Here is a 19,530-nt window from a genome sequence, read left to right on the forward strand (position 1 = left end):
CACCGTCGCCACCAAGCCCTCGACGGCCAACCCCCGATCAGCAGGCTGTAACCAACCTCCTGGCCGGGTACAACTAGCCGGTGCAGGTCGCGCGGGAACAGCGTGACCTCCCGGACGTTCGTCGCCCCGGTCAGGCGAGCCGTCCAGCGCTCGAGGCCGATCGCGAAGCCGCCGTGCGGCGGCATGCCGTGCTCGAACGCCTCGAGGTAGGTCGCGTAGGCGGCCGGGTCCTCGCCGCGGGCCGTGATCGCCGCGACGTAGTCGGCGTGCCGGTGCAGCCGCTGACCGCCCGTGACGAGCTCGAGACCGCGGAAGAGCAGGTCGAAGCTGTTGCTCCACCGCGCGTCGTCGGGCTGAGGGTGCGTGTAGAAGGGGCGCTTGGCCATCGGATAGCCCTCGACGGCGAGGAAGTCGCTCCCGTGCTCGGCGAGCGCCCACCTCCCCAGGGCGCGTTCGTGCTCGGGGGTCAGGTCGGGCTCGTCCGAGGGTGCGCCGACCAGGGCCAGCGCCTCGGCGAAGTGGATCACGGGGATCTCGTCGGGCACGACCGGGACGGTGAAGCCCTGGGCCGCGACCGCCCCGGCCGCGAGCTCGTGCACCCCCGCGACCATGCCCGCCAGGACGTCGCGCAGGACCCGCAGCACGTCGCGATGGTCGTGCACGAACCCGAGCTCGACGTCGAGCGAGACGTACTCGGCGAGGTGGCGGACCGTGTCGTGCGGCTCGGCGCGGAAGACCGGTCCCACCTCGTACACGCGCTCGAACACCCCGACGAGCTGCTGCTTGTACAGCTGGGGGCTCTGCGCCAGGAAGGCGGGACCGCCGAAGTAGTCGACCGCGAACACGTTCGCCCCCGACTCGGTCGCCGACGCGACGATCTTGGGCGAGTGGACCTCGGTGAACCCCTGCGCGTCGAGCACCTCGCGGAAGCCCCGCAACGACGCGGCCGCGACCTCCCACCGCGCACGCTGGGCGGGGTGGCGCCACGCGACGGCCGCGTGGTCGAGCAGCGTCGGCAGCGCCACGTCGAGCGTGGGGCGCCAGAGCTCGACGGGTGGGGTCACCGCGGGGTCGGTGAGGAGGACGAGGGTCGGTGAGGTCACCTCGATCCCGCCGGGCGCCTGGGCGTTCGCCGTGGCGGTGCCCGTGACCTCGACCACGGTCTCCTCGGGCGGCACGTCCTGCTCGTCGCCGGCACGCACGACGACCTGGGCCAGGCCCGACCGGTCGCGCAGCACCAGGAAGGTGACCGTGGCGAGCTCCCGGCGGCGGTGCACCCAGCCGTCGAGCGTCACGGACGTGCCAGGGGGCACGGAGGAGAGGTCGGCGGCGAGGGTGCGGGAGCCGGGAAGCGCGACGGGTGGGGTGGGTGGTCTCATGGTTCCTCCAGCAGGCGAAGGCCCTGGAGGAGCGGGCGGGGGCTAGGTCGCTGTGCCACCACTCCTTCGCCGGGAGGTCCCGACCTCTCGTCGGTACGCCGCACGCGCGGGGCACGTCCGCCCGTGCTGCGAGAGCCGGGCCGAGGGTCGTCACGCCTCACGTCCACCGGTTCCGACCCTACCCACGGTGCATCCGTTCGTCGCGGGAATTCTCCGGGCGGACGTCGAGCGCGTGGTTCGGCTGCGACATGCTCGGCGAGCAGCAGCGGAACCATGCACCCAGCGGTGCGCGGCACCTTCCGTTCACCCGCTCTCGCTACGGTCGCACCGTGACCGCACAGCCCGCAGAGCCCGCCCAGCCCCCTCGTCCCGCCGCGCTCGCCCGCCGCCTGGGGCTGGCCGACAGCGTCGTGATCGGCGTCGGCTCGATGCTCGGCGCCGGGGTGTTCGCGGTCTTCGCCCCGGCGGCCGCCGCGGCCGGGTGGTGGCTGCTCGCGGGGCTCGCGGTCGCGGCCCTGGTCGCCTACGCCAACGCGACGTCCACCGCGCAGCTCGCGGCCCGCTACCCGACGTCGGGCGGGGCCTACGCGTACGGGCGTGAACGCCTGGGACCGTGGTGGGGGTTCGCCGCGGGGTGGTCCTTCGTCGTCGGGAAGACGGCCTCGTGCGCGGCCATGGCCCTGACCTTCGCGGCCTATGCCGCCCCCGGCGCGCAGCGCCCCGTGGCCGCGCTCGTCGTCGTGGCGCTGGTCGCGGTCAACGCCCGGGGGGTGACCCGCACGGCCCAGGTCACGCGCGTCCTGGTCGCCGTGACGGTGCTCGTGCTGGTGCTCGTGGTCGTCGTCGCGTGGCAGGTTCCTGTCGCTGAGTCCCCGTCGGAGGTGGGGGCACCGCAGGGGTCGCACGGCGTGCTCCAGAGCGCCGGGCTGCTGTTCTTCGCGTTCGCCGGGTACGCGCGGGTCGCGACGCTCGGGGAAGAGGTGCGCGACCCGCGCGTGACGATCCCGCGGGCGATCCAGCTCGCGCTCGGGATCGTGGTGGTCGTCTACGCGGTGGTCGGGTTCGGCGCGCTGCGGGCGCTCGGCGTGGACGCCCTCGCCGGGTCGACGGCGCCGCTCGCCGACCTCGTCGGCGCGGCCGGGTGGCCCGGAGGGGACGTGGTCGTGCGGGTCGGCGCCGCCGCGGCCTGCGGGGGTGCGCTCCTGGGGCTCGTCGCCGGGGTGGGACGGACGACGCTCGCGATGGCTCGCGAGGGCGACCTGCCCGGCCCGCTCGCGGCGGTGCACCCGGTGCATCGGGTGCCGGCGCGGGCCGAGGCCGTGCTGGGGGCCGTCCTCGTCGTCCTCGTCCTGGTGGCCGACCTCCGCACGGCCGTCGGGTTCTCGTCCTTCGCGGTGCTGACGTACTACGCGGTCGCCAACCTGGCGGCCCTCACGCAGGGGCCCGACGACCGTCGGTGGCCCCGCGCCCTCCAGGTCCTGGGGCTCGTCGGGTGCGTGGTGCTCGCCGCCGCGCTCCCGCCGGCGTCGGTGCTCGCGGGCGGGGCGGTGCTCCTCGTGGGGCTGGCCGGACGAGCCGTGGTCCGGGCCACCGCGCGGCGGACGCCCCGCCCGTGACCCGGCCGCGACGCGTCCGGAGCCGACGCCCCAGCCCTCGCGCCAGGACGCCCGCGGGGTGACGATGGACGTATGTCCAGCGTCGGACCGGTCGTTGTCGGGTATGACGGGTCGCCCTCGGCGACCTCAGCGGTGCGCTGGGCTGCGCGCGAAGCCCGACGGCGCAGCACGCGGCTCGACGTCGTCTTCGCGCGCGACGCGCACGACTCCCACCTGGAGCCCTCGCTGCCGGGCGGTGGGGACGACGCGCAGGCCGGAGCGCGGGCGCTCGCGGACCGCGGCCGTGGCACGGCGCTCGAGGTCGAGCCGGACCTCGAGGTCGAGGCGACCGTCGAGTACACGACCCCTGCGGCGACCCTGGTCGGCGCATCGCTCGACGCCTCGGTCGTGGTCGTCGGTTCCGGGGACCACGGGCGGGTGCGCGGTGAGCTCGGCGGCTCCGTGGCGCTCGCGGTCGCTGCGCACGCGCACTGCCCGGTCGTCGTGGTGCACGGCGACGTCGAGGCGCTGCGCGACGTGAACCTGCCCGTCGTGGTGGGGGTCGACGGGTCGGCGGCCTCGACCGACGCGTTGCTCCACGCGGCCGAGGTGGCTGTCTCGCGACAGGCGTCCCTGCGTGTCGTGGTCGCCTGGTGGACGCGGGCCTCGGCCCACCTCGAGAGCTATGTCGCCGCGGAGTTCCCGCGCGAGCGCGCCGAGCAGGGCGCCGAGCGGCAGCTCGCCGCGGCGCTCGCCCAGGTGCGCGAGGCGTTCGACGGGATCGACGTCGAGGGCGAGACGGTCGAGGCCTACCCGGCTCCCGCACTGGTCAGGGCCTCGGAGGGGGCCGAGCGGCTCGTCGTGGGCTCGCGCGGCCGGGGTGGGTTCGCGGCGCTCGTCCTGGGTTCGGTGAGCCACGCGCTGGTGCGCGAGGCGCACTGCCCCGTGACGATCGTGCGCTGACCCCGGCGTCCACGGTCGCGTGATCCCCGCCACAGGTTCGGTCCTGAGACTTTCACCCGGTGGGGATGTTTGGTTAGGCTCACCTCCGTGAGCCAGACCTTATCGGGAGCCGACGACACCACGGCAGCCCAGGACCCCGCCCTCCCGGCCCTCGCCGGGACCGGGCTGAGCCTCGGGTACGACGGGAACGCCGTCGTGCACGACGCCTCGCTGCGTCTGCTCCCCGGACAGGTCACCGCGCTGATCGGGCCCAACGGGAGCGGCAAGTCGACGCTCCTGCGCTCGCTCGCCCGGCTGCACAAGCCGCTCGACGGGACCGTGAGCCTGCCCGACGTCCCCGACGCGCTCGCGCTGCACCCCAAGGACTTCGCGCGCCGCGTCACGCTGCTCTCGCAGAGCAGGCCCACGCCCAACGGCGTGAGCGTGCGCGACGTCGTCGGGTACGGACGGCACCCGCACCGGGCGCGCTTCCGCTCCACGGACCCCGACGGCGCCCGCGCGATCGCGTGGGCCATGGACGTCACGGGCGTCGCGGCCATGGCCGGGCGCGGCGTCGACGAGCTGTCGGGCGGTGAGCTCCAGCGCGTGTGGCTCGCGACGTGCCTCGCGCAGGACACGGGCGTGCTGCTCCTCGACGAGCCCACGACCTACCTGGACCTGCGCTACCAGGTCGAGATCCTCGACCTCGTGCGCGACCTCGCGGACGCCCACGGCGTGGCCGTGGGCGTCGTGCTGCACGACCTCAACCAGGCGGCCGCGGTCGCCGACCACGTGGTCCTGCTCCAGCGCGGCGTCGTCCGCGCCGCGGGCGAGGCCGCGGACGTCCTGACGGCCGACGCCCTGAGCGAGACCTACGGCATCCGGATCGAGGTCACGCACGACCCGCTGACCGGCACGGTGCAGACCGCGCCCGTCGGGCGGCACACGACCCGCAGGCTCGTCGCCGTCCCCTGACGGCCGGGCCGACGCACCCCGTGCCGCCGCGCACCCCCGCGCGGTGGCCCACCGAGCCCGACGCCGTCCCGGCGCGGGCCGCACCTCAAGGACACAGGACCCCCATGCGAACGACCCTCCGGACCGGCCTGCCCGCCGTCCTGCTCGTGACAGCGCTCACCCTCACCGCGTGCGGCACCACGGAGGAGGCCGACGCCGGCACGGCCGACGCGACCGCCGCCTCCGACGCGGGCCCCGTCACCTTCACCGACGAGCGCGGCGAGCAGACGCTCGACGCTCCTGCGACCGAGGTCGTCTCGCTCGAGTGGGGCCTGACCGAGAACCTGCTCGCGCTCGGCGTCGACATCGTCGGCCAGGCCGACGTCGAGGGCTACAACACCTGGGACACCTCGGTGCCCCTCGACGCCTCCACCCCGGACGTCGGCACGCGCGGCGAGGCGAGCCTCGACGCGATCTCCGCGCTCGAGCCCGACCTCATCGCCGTCACCACGGACACGGCCGACAACGTGATCGACCAGCTCGAGGACATCGCGCCCGTCGTCACCCTGCGCGGCTCGGACGGCACCGACCCGATCGGGTACATGCGTCAGACCGTCGAGACCCTCGCGACCGCGACGGGTACCGAGGACAAGGGCGCCGAGCTGCTCGCGGGCTTCGACACCAAGGTCGCCGAGGGCAAGAAGGCCCTCGACGAGGCCGGCGTGGCGGGCGCCTCGTACGTCATGGCCGACGGCTGGGTCAACAACGGCACGGTCTCGGTGCGCATGTACACGCCCGGTTCGTTCCTGGGTGCGGTCGGCGCCGAGCTGGGCCTCGAGAACGCCTGGACCGGCGAGGGCGACCCCGACTACGGCCTCGCGCAGACCGACGTCGAGGGCCTCACGGCGCTGAGCGACGTCCAGTTCGTCTACGCCGCGAGCGACTCCGAGGCCGACCCCTTCGCGGACGGGCTCAAGGACAACGCGATCTGGCAGCAGCTCCCGTTCGTCATCGCCGGTGACGTGCACCGCATCCCCGACGGCATCTGGATGTTCGGCGGCCCGGCTTCGGCCAACGCCTACGTCGACGCGCTCGTCGCGGCACTGACCCAGTGAGCACGAGCGCCCCGGGGGGACTCTCGACGGCCCAGAGCGAGGTCCCGGACGACTCCTCGGGGCTCCTGGCCCCGCCGGTTCCCCTGGGGCGCTCGCGCGTCCGGTTCCGCCTGACGGTCGCCTCGGCGTTCGTCGTCGCGATCCTCGTCGTCCTGGTGCTGGCCGCGATCCACCTCACGCAGGGGACGGCCGACGTCGGCCTCGGCGACCTGCTGAGGCTCGTCGTGGGCGGGACCGCCGGCGACGCCGACGCGGACCGGACCGTGGCCGCCGTCCTGGTCGCCTCGCGCCTGCCCCGCCTGCTCGCGGGCCTCCTCGTGGGCGTCTCGCTCGGCGCGGCCGGAGCCGCGCTCCAGTCGGTGGCGCGCAACCCGCTGGCCTCGCCCGACACGCTCGCGGTCAACGCGGGCGCCTACGTCGCGGTCGTGGGCGCGGCCGTGGTCGGCGTGACGCTCCCGTTCTACCTCTCGGGGACCCTGGCGCTGATCGGTGGCCTCGCGGCCTCGGGCCTGGTGCTCGTCCTGGCGCGCGGCGGTGCGGCAGGGCCCACGCGGCTGATCCTCGCGGGCTCCGCGATCACCCTGGCCCTGCAATCGCTGACGACCGTGCTGCTCGTGCTGTTCCAGCAGGAGACCATGGGGCTCTTCGCGTGGGGGAGCGGCTCGATCGTCCAGTCCGGCACGTCGCAGGTCGCGCTCGTGGCCCCGCTCGTGGTCGTGGGCCTCGGCGGGCTGGTCCTCGTGGCCCACCGGCTGGACCTCCTGGCGCTGGGCGACGACACCGCGACCGTGCTCGGGATCGACGTGCGCGCCACGCGCGTCGTGACCATCCTGCTCGCGGTCCTGCTGTCCGCGACGGCCGTCACGGTCGCGGGCCCGGTCGGGTTCGTCGGACTGTGCGCCCCGGTGATCGTGCGCCTCGTGGCGCGCAAGGTGCCCGGTCTCAACCGGCACCGTGTGCTCATCCCGCTCTCGGGGATCGCGGGCGTGATCGTCATCCTGGGCGCCGACGTCCTGCTGCGCCTCGTGCTGCCCGGCACCTACGGCGTCGCCGTCCCGACGGGCGTCATCACGACCGTGTTCGGCGCCGCGACGCTCGTGTGGCTCGCGCGCCGCCTCAAGGACTCGGGACCTGCTGCGGGGACCCGGGCCGCGCACGTCCGGCCACGCACCTCGCGCCGCGCGCTGGTGGTCACGGCCGTCCTGGTCGCACTCCTGGTCGCGGCCACGATCGCGGCGCTCCTGCTGGGCGACCGGCTCCTGCTCACGGGCGACGTCCTCAACTGGGCCGCCGACCGGGCGGGCAAGCAGGTGAGCTTCGTGCTCGACCAGCGCTTCCCGCGCGCGCTCGCCGCGATCCTCGCGGGCGCCGCGCTGGGCCTGGCGGGAACCGTGGTGCAGGCCGTGTGCCGCAACCCGCTGGCCGAGCCGGGGCTGCTCGGCGTGACCGCGGGCGCGGGCCTGGGGGCCGTCGCGGTCGTCCTGCTCGTGCCCGGCGTCGGCATCGTGGGGATGTCCGTGGCGGCCGTCGTCGGCGCGCTCGGGACGTTCGCGATCGTCTACCGCCTGGCGTACCGGGGCGGACTGAGCTCGGACCGCCTCGTGCTGATCGGCATCGGCATGAGCGCGGGGGCCACGGCCCTGACCACGCTCGTGATCGTCGTCGTGGCCCCGTGGAACCTCAACCTCGCGCTCACCTGGCTGTCCGGGTCCACGTACGGGCGCACGCTCGAGCACGTGGTCCCCGTCGTGCTCGCGCTGCTCGTGGTCGTGCCCGTCGCGGTGCTCCACCGGCGCGAGATGGACGTCCTGGCGCTCGACGAGGACACCCCGCGGGTCCTGGGCCTGCGCCTCGACCGCACGCGCCTCCTGCTCCTGGGCGCGAGCGCGGTGCTGACGGCCGCCGCGGTGTGCGCGGTCGGCGTCGTGGGCTTCGTGGGTCTCGTCGCCCCGCACGCCGCGCGGGCCCTCGTCGGGTCCCGCAACGGCCGCGTCATCCCGGTCTCGATGCTGCTCGGGGCCGTCCTCGTGAGCGTCGCCGACACCGTGGGCCGCACGGTCATCGCACCCGCCCAGATCCCCGCGGGCCTGACGACGGCGCTCATCGGTGCGCCGTACTTCGTGTGGCTCCTGTGGCGCAGCCGCGGCCGCGAGGCGTGAGAGTGATCCCGACCACAGGGACGGGTCCGGGGGTTCACCCGGGCCCGATGTTTGGTTAGGCTCGCCTACGTGAGCCAGACCAGTGTCGTGACCGAGCAGGAGATCTCCCCGTTCCGCATGTTCGACGTGCAGGTGCGACGGGTCGAGCGCCTGGCCCCCAGCTTCCTGCGCGTGACCTTCACGGGCCACGACCTGCACGAGTTCGCCGACAACGGCCTGGACCAGCGCATCAAGCTCGTCCTGCCCGCGACCGACGGCGGCTACGAGCACCTCGACCGCACGGGCGAGTGGTACGCCGCCTGGCGCGCCCAGCCCGAGGAGCGGCGCAATCCGCTGCGCACCTACACCGTGCGCGCGGTGCGTCCTGAGGTCTCCGAGGTGGACGTCGACCTCGTCCTGCACGGCGACGCGGGCCCCGCGTCCCGGTGGGCGCTCGCTGCGCGCCCCGGTACCGAGGTCGTCCTGCTGGGCCCCAACGGGCTGTGGCACGGTGCTCACGGCGGCGTCGAGTTCTCTCGCCCGGTCCGCAGCCACGCGCTGCTGCTCGCCGGGGACGAGACCGCGGTCCCGGCCATCGCCTCGATCCTGGAGTCCCTCCCGGCCGACGAGGTCGGCGAGGTCTTCCTCGAGGTCCCGCACGCGGGCGACGTCCTGCCCGTCACGGCGCCCGCCGGCGTGAACGTCACCTGGCTCGCCCGCGAGGGCCGGGCGCACGGCGACCTGCTCGTGCCCGCCGTCCGCGAGGCCGCGGACCGCCTGCTCGAGCGCAACGTGTGCGGTGCGACCCACTCGCTGACCTGCGCCGCGCGCGGGCTCGCGGCGCGCCCCGGCACGGCCGGCGAGGTGGCCGAGCTCGAGGACGTCGACGTCGACACGGACATCCTCTGGGAGGTTCCCGTGGACGACGACGGCGCACCCCTGGTCGCGTGCGCCGAGCTCTACGCGTGGCTCGCCGGGGAGGCCTCGGTCATCAAGACGCTGCGGCGCTACCTCGTGTCCGAGCGCGGTGTGGACCGTCGGTCGGTCGCGTTCATGGGCTACTGGCGTGAGGGCCGCGCCGAGGGGTGACGGCCGTGAGGGCCGCGCCGAGGGCTGACGGCCGTGAGGGCCGCGCCGGGCGCCCGCTCACCCCACCGGCACGCCCAGCCCCTCGACCAGCTCGACCCCGGGCAGCCGCGCGAGCAGGGCGCCCGGCAGCAGCAGCTTGGAGCGGCGCAGCCCGCTCCCGATCAGCGCGGCCTCGCCGTCCGTGGCGACGGCGGCGTCGAGCAGCACGCGCCATCCCTCGGGGAGCCCGATCGGGGTGATCCCGCCGTACTCCATGCCGGACTCGACGACCGCGCGGTCCATGGGCAGGAACGAGGCCTTGCGCACGTCGAGCAGCGACCGCACGCGCGTGTTCACGTCGGCCCGGGTCGTGGCCCGCACGACGGCCGCGGCGATCCGCTCGTCGCCCCCGCGCCGCCCGGCGACCAGGACGCAGTTCGCGGAGACCGCGGGCGGCAGGTCGTGGGCCGCGTTGAGCGTGGCGGTGTCGGCGAGGTCCGGGTCGATCTCGACGACGGCGACCTGCTCGGCGACGCGGGGGTCCTGAGCGGTCCACCGGGCGAGGGCCTCGGCGACCGACGGTGCGAGCAGGTCGGGCCGGGTCGTCGCGGGGACCCAGTCGAGGTCGCCGAGGGTCGGAAGGGTGAGGCGGTCGATCCCGTCGTGGCTCATGCGGCGACCAGGACCTGGTAGGTCGGCGTGATGGTCGCTCGCCCGATCGTGTGGAACACGGCCGCCATGGCGACCGCGGTCGCGGTCGTCGAGGGGGTGACGTCGAGCGTCTCGACGTCGAGCGCGTGCACCGCGAACACGTACCGGTGCGGTCTGTCGCCGGGCGGGGGTGCGGCGCCCAGGTAGCCCGGCCCACCGCCGTCGTGCCGGGTCTGCACCGCTCCCGGCGGGAGGTAACCGCCTCCGGGTGACCCTGCGCCCTGCGCGAGCGTCACGGTGGACGCGGGCACGTTGACGACGGTCCAGTGCCAGTAGCCCGCCGGGGTCGGCGCGTCCATGTCGAAGCAGCTCACGAGGAACGAGCGCGTGGCCGCGGGGAAGTGGTTCCAGGACAGCTCGGGCGACCGGTTGTCGCCGCCGGCCGCGTGCGTGCGCGCCATGGGTTCGCCGTGCGCGACGTCGTCGCTCGTGACGCTGAAGCGTGGGACCTGGGGCAGGAGCGAGTAGGGGTCGGGAGCGAGGGGCCGGTCGGCGAGGTTCATCGTCCCATCGTGCCCGGTGGGCGGGGGAGGGGCCAGGTGCGGGGGCGTCGGTGGCGTCGGAAGCGCGCGGTGAATTGTCCCTCCTTGCCCGCCCAGCGAACCACACTTTGCAGGATTGTGCTTGTTCAGGCCCCGCTATTGACAAACTCCGTCACCACCCGCAAATCTGGTGACTGCCCGGGCGATCCTCGGGCCACGCAGTGAGTGCCACAGATGCCATGTCACGAGCGTCGATCGCCACCGGTCCCGGCAGACCCCCGGGCGCATCGCCGACCAGAGAGCAGGTCGCCATGCACGCAGTCCCACCACCCGTGAGCCCCGCCAGAGGGCCCCTGTCCGGACGCAGGTCGTCCGGTGCCCGACGACGGGCGGTCGCCTCGGCCACCGCCCTCGCCCTCGCGCTCGGCACGGCCGCCGGGAGCGTCGCCCTGACGGCTCCCGCGGCCGCCGACGTCACCAACGCCAAGCCCGCGGTCGTCCCGACGCTCAAGGAGTGGACGGGAGGCAGCGGGTCGTTCGATCTCGACTCCTCGACCCGGATCGTCGTCCCTGCCACGCTCGAGGAGATGGGCGCGCAGGTCGCGGCGGACATCGCCGACCTCACGGCCCGCACGGTCCCCGTCGCCGTGGACGCGGCACCGGACGAGGGCGACATCGTGCTGGTCGTCGACCCGACGCTCGTCCACGCCGCGGGCGGCGAGCGCTTCGACGAGGAAGGCTACGTCCTCGACGTCGACCCGGGACGCGTGACCGTGACCGCACCGACCGAGCAGGGGGCCTTCTACGGGACCCGGAGCCTCCTGCAGGTGCTGGTCCAGAGCCCGGGCCGCGGAAGCGTGCCCGTCGGGGAGTCGGTCGACTGGCCCGACTACGCCTCGCGCGGCTTCATGCTCGACGTGGGGCGGCGCTTCTTCACGCCCGAGTTCGTCCGCGACTACATCTCGATGATGAGCTGGTTCAAGCTCAACGAGTTCCAGATCCACCTCATGGACAACGAGATCAGCCCCGCGGGCGGCAACTGGGCCGACGCTCAGGCCGGCTTCCGGCTCCAGTCCGACAACCCCGCGTTCGCGGGTCTCGCGTCGACCGACGGAGCCTACGACCGGGCGGACTGGCAGTCCTTCGAGGACACCGCCGCAGCCCACGCCGTGACGATCATCCCGGAGATCGAGGGGCCCGCCCACGCGCGCTCGGTCGTCCGCTGGAAGCCCGAGCTCGGCACGAACGGCGGCAACTCCGACCACCTGGACCTGAGCAAGCCCGAGGCGACGGCGGTCATGAAGTCGATCTTCACCGAGTTCGCGCCGTGGTTCGAGGGCCCCGACGTCCACATGGGGGTCGATGAGTACTACGCGTCGCCCGCGCTCTTCCGGGACTACTTCAACACCATGGCTGCCCACGTCCGCAGCCTCGGCAAGCACCCGCGCGCCTGGGGGAGCTTCACCCAGATGCACGGCAACGCGAACGGCTACGACCGTGACGTGACGATCAACTCGTGGAACGGCGGCTGGTACTCGATCGAGTCGGCGTACGCCGACGGCTACCGGTTCCTCAACACCGACGACTCGACGCTGTACGTCGTCCCGTTCGCGAGCTACTACCACGGCAATGGGCTCAACAACCAGTGGCTGTACTCGTCCTGGGCGCCCAACCGGACCGGGAACAAGATCGTGCCCGAGGGGGCCGCGGAGGGAGCCATGTTCGCGGTCTGGAACGACCTCGTGCACGCCGACTACACGCAGCAGGACGTGCACGGCCTGGTCGAGCTGTCCTTCCCGACGATCGCGCAGAAGACCTGGGACGGCGCGACGCCCGAGCTCACGTTCGCGCAGTTCTCGGCGCTCACGCGCACCCTGGGCCTGGGCCCCGGCATCGAGGTGGTCGACTTCACGCGAGGCGGCCAGCTCGCGGGCGAGCTGAGCCACGGCGCGACCGTGACGGCCTCGTCCGCGGACGAGGGCAACGGTCCCGAGCACCTCACCGACGGCCAGACGACGACGCGCTGGAGCACGCGGTCGACGGCGCCCGCCACGCTCACCGTGGACCTGGGGTCGGTGCAGACGGTCGGCGCCGTGGAGGTCGACTGGACCGCGGCAGCAGCCACGAGCTACACGGTCGAGGTCTCGGCCGACGGGTCCACCTGGACGAGGGCGTCCCGGCATCGCAACACGACCGGGCCGGGGATCGACCGCGCCACGTTCGGCGCCCACGAGGCCCGGTACGTCCGGCTGAGCTCGGTCGTCGGCGGTCCGGACGGCGTCGGCGCGTGGCGACTGAGCGTCCTGGGTCGTCCGGACCTCGCCCTGGGTGCCGTCGCGACGGCCTCGGGCGTCGAGTCGGGCACGACCATGACGGCGGCCAACGTCGTCGACGGCGACCCCTCGACGCGATGGTCGGCCGACTACAGCGCGCAGCCCTGGGTCCAGGTGGATCTCGGCACGGCCAGGACGGTCGACGAGATCACGCTGCGCTGGGAGGCCGCCTCGGCGACCGCCTACCGCGTCGAGGTGTCGCAGGACGGCGCCGCCTGGTCCCCCCTCGTGACCAGGACCGGGCTCGCGGGAGGGGCTCGCACCGACGTCCTGACCGTGCCGGCGACCGCCGCACGGTACGTCAGGGTCACGACGACCGCCAAGAGCCTCAACCCGTACCTGTCGCTCTACGACCTCGAGGTGCGCGGGGCGGCGCCGGCCGAGCCCGTGCAGGTGACGGCCACCGCGACCGTGCGGTGCGTGGCCGGACGGGCCCAGCTGTCGGTCGACGTCGTCAACGACGACGCGGCGCCCGTCGACGTCGTCGTCACGACGCCGTACGGCAGCCGGACCTTCTCCGCACTCTCGCCCGAGAAGCGGGCGCACGCCGCGTTCAGCACGCGGGCCGTGGGCGTCGAGGGTGGCACTGCCGTCGTCGACGTCTCCCCGGCGGGCTCGCCCGGGCAGGCAGGATCCGTCGAGGTCCCCTTCACCGGGACCGCCTGCGGCTGACGCCTGACGCACGACGAACGCCCGAGGGGTCCGGCCTGCACAGGCCGGGCCCCTCGGGCGTTCGTCCGGGGCTGCCGAGGTGTCGCGTCTGCCACCATGTGCGGGTGCAGAAGCGACGCAAGGGGACGACGCAGAGCGTCGTCCTGATCATCCTGGCGGTCATCGCCCCCATCCTGCTGATGCAGCAGCGGCGAGGAAGGGGGTACTTCATCCACGACACCACGACCGCCGTGGTGCTGTTCGGTGCCCTGGCCCTCGTGGCCGCGCTCGGTATCGCGATCACGGTGCGCCGCCGGGGGCCGCTCGCGGGGGAGAAGGCGGCGTTCGTCCTCCTGGGGCTGTTCACGGGGGTGGGGGTCGCGCTCGGGACCTGGCGGACGGTCGACGAGGGGCCGACCGCCTCCACGGTCCTGGGGGCCCTGGCCGGCCTCGTCGCGGTCGGGGTCTACGTGGTCCTCGCGCTCCGGGTCCGCCCCTCGCACGCTCGATGACACAGGTCGTCGTTCTCTCGAGTGCCGCTCGAGGGTCTGGCCTCGCGTGGCGCCGTGCGGGAGGGCCTGAGATCGCCGGGAATCCGCCGATTCCTGCCCAAGCTTGAAGCCCCGAGTGAGACTTCCGGAATGCCCGGATACCTAGTAGATAGTTGCGCGATCGACGAACTATCGACCACTGGTTGACCCCCGGCGCCGAGGGGCTCGGGCGAGTTGACACCCCCTCGGGGAAGGCGTGTACTGGAAGTGTTCGAACACCTGTTCGAATGTCTTTCGAGCGTGCAGGAGGTGTCATGACCCTGGTCGACGACGCCCTCCTGGCGGCCCTGGGCGGCCCCGCGGACACCGCAGGCGCCACCGGCCCCACGCACGCCGAGCGGACCCTGCTCGCCCGGTCGGTGCTGCGCCGCGCGGAGCTCTCGGCCCGGCGGGCACCGGGGAGCACGGGGGAGGAGAAGCTCCTCCCCGTCCCCGACGAGCTGGCCGGCCTGCTCCCGTCCGGCGGCCTCCAGCGCGGTACCGCGGTCGTGGTCGACGGGTCCACCTCGCTCCTGCTCGCGCTGCTGTCCGAGGCCTCCCGCACGGGGGCCTGGACGGCGATGGTCGGCTTCCCCCGCCTCGGGATCCTCGCGGCGGCCGAGGCCGGCATCGATCTCGGCCGCGTCGCGCTCGTCCCGTCCCCGGGCCCCGACGCCGCGGCAGCCGTCGCCGCCCTGCTCGACGGGATCGACGTCGTCGTGGTCGGACCGCAGGCCGCGCTGACGGACGCCGACCGACGCCGCCTGACCTCCCGCGCCCGCGAGCGCGGGAACCTCCTCGTCGCCGCACAACCCTGGGCGGGGGCGCACGTGGTCCTCACGGTCCGCGACGGCACGTGGTCGGGTACGGACCACGGTGCCGGGTACCTGCGCAGGCGACGGCTCACGGTCGAGCGCAGCGGGCGGGCCGGTGCCTCGCGCGGCATCGTGCGCCAGGTCGAGCTGCCGCTGCACGGGGGCGCCGTGAAGAACCCGCGGCAGGTCGAGAAGACCCCGCCCGGCCTCCGGCTCGTCGGATGAGCACCGAGGCAGCCACCCGCACCGCGGTCCTGTGGGTGCCGGACTGGCCCGTCGTCGCCGCGATGGGCGCCGCGCAGGTCCCCGCGCACGTGCCCGCGGCCACGCACGACGGCCGCCGGGTCCTCGCGGTCTCGGCCACCGCGCGGGCGCAGGGCGTGCGCCGGGGGATGCGGCGCCGTCGGGCGCAGGAGTGCTGCCCCGAGATCGAGCTGCTCGACGCCGACGACGCCCGCGACGCGCGCGAGTTCGAGCCCGTCGCGCTCGCCGCCGAGACCGTGGTCGCGGGCATCGAGGTCGCGCGCCCGGGCCTGCTGCTCCTGCCCTCGGGCGGCCCCGCGCGCTACCACGGCACCGAGGAGCGCCTCGCGCAGGTGCTCGTCGAGCGGGTCGTCCACGACACCGGCCACGAGAGCCAGGTCGGCGTCGCCGACGGGATCCTGGCCGCGGTGCTCGCGGCGAGGGCCTCGTCCGTCGTGCCCGCGGGGGGCTCGCGCGCCTACCTCGCCCCCCGCCCGCTGGGAGAGCTCGTCCACGTCGTCGCGGGCGACGCCCAGCCCGTCGCCGAGCTCGTCGACCTCCTGGGACGCCTCGGTGTGCGGACCCTCGCCGACCTCGCGACGCTGCCCGCCGCGAGCGTCCTGTCGCGCTTCGGCGACCTGGGAGCGTGGGCCCAGCGCCTCGCGCAGGGCGAGGACCTGCGCCCGCCCGCGAGGCGTCGCATCGAGGCCGACGTGGCCGTCGGGTGCGAGCTCGACCCGCCCGCCGAGCGCGTCGACGTCGCGACCTTCGCGGCCCGCCGCCTCGCCGAGGACCTGCACGCCCAGCTCGTCGAACGGTCGTCGTCGTGCGGTCGGCTGCGCATCACGGCCCGCACCGAGGACGGGCGCGAGCTCGAACGGACCTGGCGCTGCGACGACGGGGCCATGGGCGGGCTCACCGCGGCCCGGATCACCGACCGCGTGCGCTGGCAGCTCGAGGGGTGGCTCACGGCGTCGCGCGTCGCGCTGGGGCAGCGTCGGCGCCAGGAGCAGCGGCAGCGACGAGGGAGCCCGCAGGGAGGTCGCGGGAGCGAGCCGGACGACGGCACGGCCCACGACGACCTGCCGGACCTGCCCGAGGACCGGCCCTCGCCCCTCGTGCGGCTCGCGATCACCGCGGAGGAGGTCGTGCCCGCAGGGGTCGAGCAGCCGCGGCTGTGGGGCGTGTCGAGCGGCGAGGACGCACGCGCCCGGCGTGCGCTGGGCCGCGTCCAGGGGCTCCTGGGCGGGGACGGCGTCCTGAGCGTCACCACGCAGGGCGGGCGCGACGTCCACGACCAGGTGCACCTCGCCCCCTGGGGGGACGCGGCTCCCGCGCCCCGGCGGGCGGACCTGCCGTGGCCGGGACGCCTGCCCGAGCCCGCGCCCGCCCTCGTGCTGGACGTCCCGGAGGACGTCGCGGTCCTGGACGACGCCGGAGCACCCGTCCGCGTCGACGTACGCCTTGCGATGAGCGCACCGCCCGCGACCGTGCGGTGGCTCGCGCCCCGCGCCGGGGCCGGCAGACGCGTGCTCGGCTGGTCCGGGCCGTGGCCGCTCGCCGAACGCTGGTGGAGCGAGGCACCGCGCCGCCGGGCGTACCTGCAGGTGCTGCTCGACGACGGGCGCGGTGTGCTGCTCGCGAGCGCCCAGGGGCGCTGGACCGTGGAGGCCGTCTATGACTAGGCCCGTCGGTTCGGCGCCCCGCTACGCCGAGCTGCACGCGCACTCCGCGTTCAGCTTCCTCGACGGCGCGAGCCACCCCGAGGAGCTCGCGGCCGAGGCCGCGCACCTGGGCCTGTCCGCGCTCGCGGTGACCGACCACGACGGTCTGTACGGGGTGGTCCGCTTCGCGACCGCAGCGCGCGCGCTGTCCCTGCCGACCGTGTTCGGCGCCGAGCTGCACCTGCCCGTCGCGCCCACCCCCGGTGCCGCCCCCGTCCTGGACGCACCCACGGGCGTGCCGGACCCGCGCGCGTCCCACCTGCTCGTCCTGGCCCGCGGCCCCGACGGGTACCGCAACCTGTCGAGCGCGATCGCGACCGCGCACCTCGCGACGGGCACCAAGGGGGCGGCCGACTACCGCCTCGACCTGCTCGGCGAGCAGTCGGGCGGCCAGTGGCTCGTCCTCACGGGCTGCCGCAAGGGCGCGGTGCGCTCGGCGCTGCTCACCGAGGGGCCGCGGGCCGCTCGGCGCGAGCTCGACCGGCTCGTCCAGGTCTTCGGCCCGGACAACGTGGCCGTGGAGATCACCGACTCGGGCGACCCCCGCGACAGCGACCTGTGCGACGCGCTCGCCGACCTGGCCGCGGGGGCGCGCCTGCCGCTCGTCGCGACCGGCAACGTCCACTACGCGCGCCCCCGCGACGCGCCTCTCGCGGGGGCGCTCGCGGCCGTGCGTGCACGCTCGTCGCTCGACGACATGGACGGCTGGCTGCCCGGGGCCCCCACCGCGCACCTGCGCTCGGCGGCCGAGATGGCGGGCCGGCACCGCCGCCACCCGCAGGCCGTGGTCACCGCGGCGGAGCTGGGGGCCGAGTGCCAGTTCGACCTGCGCCTCGTGGCCCCGGAGCTGCCGCCGTACCCGGTCCCGGCCGGCCATGACGAGCGGTCGTGGTTGCGCGTGCTCGTGGAGAGGGGGGCCACGGACCGCTACGGCCCGCGCGACGCCGAGCACGAGCCCGGTGCGTGGCGGCAGATCGACCACGAGCTCGCGATCATCGAGCAGCTCGGGTTCCCCGGGTACTTCCTCATCGTCTACGACCTCGTGGAGTTCTGCCGCACGCGCGGGATCCTCGCCCAGGGGCGCGGCTCGGCCGCGAACTCGGCCGTCTGCTACGCGCTCGGCATCACGGCCGTGGACGCCGTCAAGCACGGCCTGCTGTTCGAGCGCTTCCTCGCGCCCGAGCGCGACGGCCCGCCGGACATCGACGTCGACATCGAGTCGGTGCGCCGCGAGGAGGTCATCCAGTACGTGTACGAGCGGTTCGGGCGCACGCACGCGGCGCAGGTCGCGAACGTCATCTCCTACCGGCCGAAGTCCGCGGTGCGGGACGCCGCGCGGGCCCTCGGGCACGACGTCGGGCAGCAGGACGCGTGGAGCAAGTCGATCGAGCGGTGGGGGTCGCTGCGCGGGCCGGACCCGTCGAGCCCCGCGGCGGACCGGGCGGCCCGGGAACGGGCGATCGCGGCGCGCAGGGCGCACGGCCCGGCGGCCGGGGCCGCAGCCTCGGCGGGGCGGGTCACGACGCCCGTCGGCCCGCCCGTCGTCGTGACCCGCACCGCGGCCAAGGACGCCCGCGCGGCCGAGGTCTGGGGGACCGGTGCACCCCGGCGACGCCCTGACCGCCCGCACGCGGGGCACGCCGACCGGACCCCGGACCTGTCGGGTCGCGTCGTCGACCCGCTGGCTCACGACGACGCGGACCGGCGGGACGACCCCGCGCTGCGCTCCGACGACCCGCACGACGTCGTGCCCGCCCACCGCCCGCCGTCGGCCGCCGAGGAGGGCGAGATCCCGGCCCCGGTGCTGAGCCTCGCGGAGCGCCTCCTGAGGCTCCCGAGGCACCTCGGCATCCACTCGGGCGGCATGGTCATGTGCGACCGCCCCGTGATCGAGGTGTGCCCGGTCGAGTGGGCCCGCATGGAGGGGCGCACGGTCCTGCAGTGGGACAAGGAGGACTGCGCGGACGCGGGGCTCGTGAAGTTCGACCTCCTGGGCCTGGGGATGCTCACGGCGATCCGGGTCGCGTTCGAGCTGATCGCCGAGCACGAAGGGCTCCACCTGGAGCTGCACTCGCTGCCCGACGAGGACCCGGCCGTGTACGACCTGCTGTGCGCGGCGGACACGGTCGGGGTGTTCCAGGTCGAGTCGCGCGCCCAGATGGCGACGCTGCCGCGTCTGCAGCCGCGCACGTTCTACGACATCGTGATCGAGGTCGCGCTCATCCGCCCCGGCCCCATCCAGGGCGGTTCGGTGCACCCGTACATCAACCGGGCCCGCGGCCGGGAGAAGGTCACGTTCCTGCACCCGCTGCTCGAGAAGTCGCTCGCCAAGACCCTGGGCGTGCCCCTGTTCCAGGAGCAGCTCATGCAGATGGCGATCGACGTCGCGGGCTTCAGCGCGGCCGAGGCCGACCAGCTGCGCCGCGCGATGGGGTCCAAGCGGTCGGTCGAGCGCATGGAGGCGCTGCACGGGCGGCTCCTGGAGGGCATGGCGAAGAACGGGGTCGCCCCGGACGTCGCCGAGCAGATCTTCGACAAGCTCAAGGCGTTCGCGGACTTCGGGTTCCCCGAGTCGCACGCCTACTCGTTCGCGTACCTCGTGTACGCGAGCGCGTGGCTCAAGGTGCACCACCCGGCCGCGTTCTACGCTGGCCTGCTTGCGGCGCAGCCCATGGGGTTCTACTCGCCGCAGTCGCTCGTCGCGGACGCGCGCCGTCACGGGGTCACGACGCTGCGCCCGGACGTCAACGCGTCGGGCGTCAAGGCGGGGCTCGAGCGGCTGCCCCGGGCGCCGGCGAGCCGGGCGGCGAAGGGTGCGGCGCCGTCGGGCAGGGACGTGCTGCCCGACGG

Annotated in this window: 14 protein-coding genes; 11 read left to right on the plus strand and 3 right to left on the minus strand. The window is 74.7% G+C overall.

Features of this window, described 5'->3' with window-relative positions:
* Positions 1-1,379: aspartate--tRNA(Asn) ligase (gene aspS, locus H9623_RS15890; protein WP_193720993.1), on the minus strand; the 1,379-nt coding region annotated here is incomplete at its 3' end.
* Between the two features lie 329 nt (positions 1,380-1,708).
* Between aspS and H9623_RS15895 the strand changes: the two genes are divergently transcribed.
* From H9623_RS15895 to H9623_RS15920, 6 genes are all read left to right on the plus strand, one after another.
* Positions 1,709-2,995, plus strand: coding sequence for an APC family permease (locus tag H9623_RS15895; RefSeq protein WP_321575485.1), 1,287 nt, complete (start codon positions 1,709-1,711; stop codon positions 2,993-2,995).
* Between the two features lie 72 nt (positions 2,996-3,067).
* Positions 3,068-3,937, plus strand: coding sequence for a universal stress protein (locus H9623_RS15900; protein WP_193720995.1), 870 nt, complete (start codon positions 3,068-3,070; stop codon positions 3,935-3,937).
* A gap of 87 nt (positions 3,938-4,024) precedes the next feature.
* Positions 4,025-4,891 carry an ABC transporter ATP-binding protein gene (locus H9623_RS15905; RefSeq protein ID WP_193720996.1) on the plus strand — a complete coding sequence of 289 codons (867 nt, stop codon included), beginning with the start codon at positions 4,025-4,027 and terminating at the stop codon, positions 4,889-4,891.
* Positions 4,892-4,995: 104 nt separating this feature from the next.
* Positions 4,996-5,985: an ABC transporter substrate-binding protein gene (locus H9623_RS15910; RefSeq protein ID WP_193720997.1), complete on the plus strand. Its 990-nt coding sequence runs from the start codon at positions 4,996-4,998 to the stop codon at positions 5,983-5,985.
* A complete protein-coding gene (locus tag H9623_RS15915; RefSeq protein ID WP_321575486.1) occupies positions 5,982-8,144 on the plus strand; it encodes an iron ABC transporter permease in 2,163 nt (720 codons plus the stop codon). Before H9623_RS15910 ends, H9623_RS15915 begins: the two co-directional genes overlap by 4 nt.
* Positions 8,145-8,261: 117 nt before the next feature.
* Positions 8,262-9,212 carry a siderophore-interacting protein gene (locus H9623_RS15920; RefSeq protein WP_193721033.1) on the plus strand — a complete coding sequence of 317 codons (951 nt, stop codon included), beginning with the start codon at positions 8,262-8,264 and terminating at the stop codon, positions 9,210-9,212.
* Positions 9,213-9,269: 57 nt separating this feature from the next.
* On the opposite strand, the gene H9623_RS15925 is transcribed toward H9623_RS15920, so the two are convergent.
* On the minus strand, positions 9,270-9,863 hold the full coding sequence (locus H9623_RS15925) for a YbaK/EbsC family protein (RefSeq protein WP_193720998.1): 594 nt from the start codon (positions 9,861-9,863) through the stop codon (positions 9,270-9,272).
* Positions 9,860-10,405: a YbhB/YbcL family Raf kinase inhibitor-like protein gene (locus H9623_RS15930; RefSeq protein ID WP_191804725.1), complete on the minus strand. Its 546-nt coding sequence runs from the start codon at positions 10,403-10,405 to the stop codon at positions 9,860-9,862. Before H9623_RS15930 ends, H9623_RS15925 begins: the two co-directional genes overlap by 4 nt.
* A gap of 311 nt (positions 10,406-10,716) precedes the next feature.
* On the opposite strand from H9623_RS15930, the gene H9623_RS15935 reads away from it, so the two are divergent.
* From H9623_RS15935 to H9623_RS15955, 5 genes are all read left to right on the plus strand, one after another.
* A complete protein-coding gene (locus tag H9623_RS15935; RefSeq protein WP_193720999.1) occupies positions 10,717-13,389 on the plus strand; it encodes a discoidin domain-containing protein in 2,673 nt (890 codons plus the stop codon).
* Between the two features lie 104 nt (positions 13,390-13,493).
* On the plus strand, positions 13,494-13,880 hold the full coding sequence (locus H9623_RS15940) for a hypothetical protein (RefSeq protein ID WP_193721000.1): 387 nt from the start codon (positions 13,494-13,496) through the stop codon (positions 13,878-13,880).
* Between the two features lie 293 nt (positions 13,881-14,173).
* Positions 14,174-14,938 (plus strand): hypothetical protein, encoded by a 765-nt coding sequence (locus H9623_RS15945; protein ID WP_193721001.1) that lies wholly within the window; start codon positions 14,174-14,176, stop codon positions 14,936-14,938.
* On the plus strand, positions 14,935-16,641 hold the full coding sequence (locus H9623_RS15950) for a DNA polymerase Y family protein (RefSeq protein ID WP_193721002.1): 1,707 nt from the start codon (positions 14,935-14,937) through the stop codon (positions 16,639-16,641). Before H9623_RS15945 ends, H9623_RS15950 begins: the two co-directional genes overlap by 4 nt.
* A partial coding sequence (locus H9623_RS15955) for a PHP domain-containing protein (protein ID WP_193721003.1) occupies positions 16,634-19,530 on the plus strand: 2,897 nt, incomplete at its 3' end. The genes H9623_RS15950 and H9623_RS15955, both read left to right, overlap by 8 nt.

This window comes from Oerskovia douganii (assembly GCF_015142735.1).
GTDB classification, from domain to species: Bacteria; Actinomycetota; Actinomycetes; order Actinomycetales; family Cellulomonadaceae; genus Oerskovia; species Oerskovia douganii.

Bases quoted from the DNA above. Each gene is read 5' to 3' on its own strand.
- H9623_RS15950 (WP_193721002.1), top strand. From the start codon at position 14,935: ATGAGCACCGAGGCAGCCACCCGCACCGCGGTCCTGTGGGTGCCGGAC.
- H9623_RS15910 (WP_193720997.1), top strand. From the start codon at position 4,996: ATGCGAACGACCCTCCGGACCGGCCTGCCCGCCGTCCTGCTCGTGACA.
- H9623_RS15900 (WP_193720995.1), top strand. From the start codon at position 3,068: ATGTCCAGCGTCGGACCGGTCGTTGTCGGGTATGACGGGTCGCCCTCG.
- H9623_RS15925 (WP_193720998.1), bottom strand. From the start codon at position 9,863: ATGAGCCACGACGGGATCGACCGCCTCACCCTTCCGACCCTCGGCGAC.
- H9623_RS15920 (WP_193721033.1), top strand. From the start codon at position 8,262: ATGTTCGACGTGCAGGTGCGACGGGTCGAGCGCCTGGCCCCCAGCTTC.
- H9623_RS15930 (WP_191804725.1), bottom strand. From the start codon at position 10,405: ATGAACCTCGCCGACCGGCCCCTCGCTCCCGACCCCTACTCGCTCCTG.
- H9623_RS15945 (WP_193721001.1), top strand. From the start codon at position 14,174: ATGACCCTGGTCGACGACGCCCTCCTGGCGGCCCTGGGCGGCCCCGCG.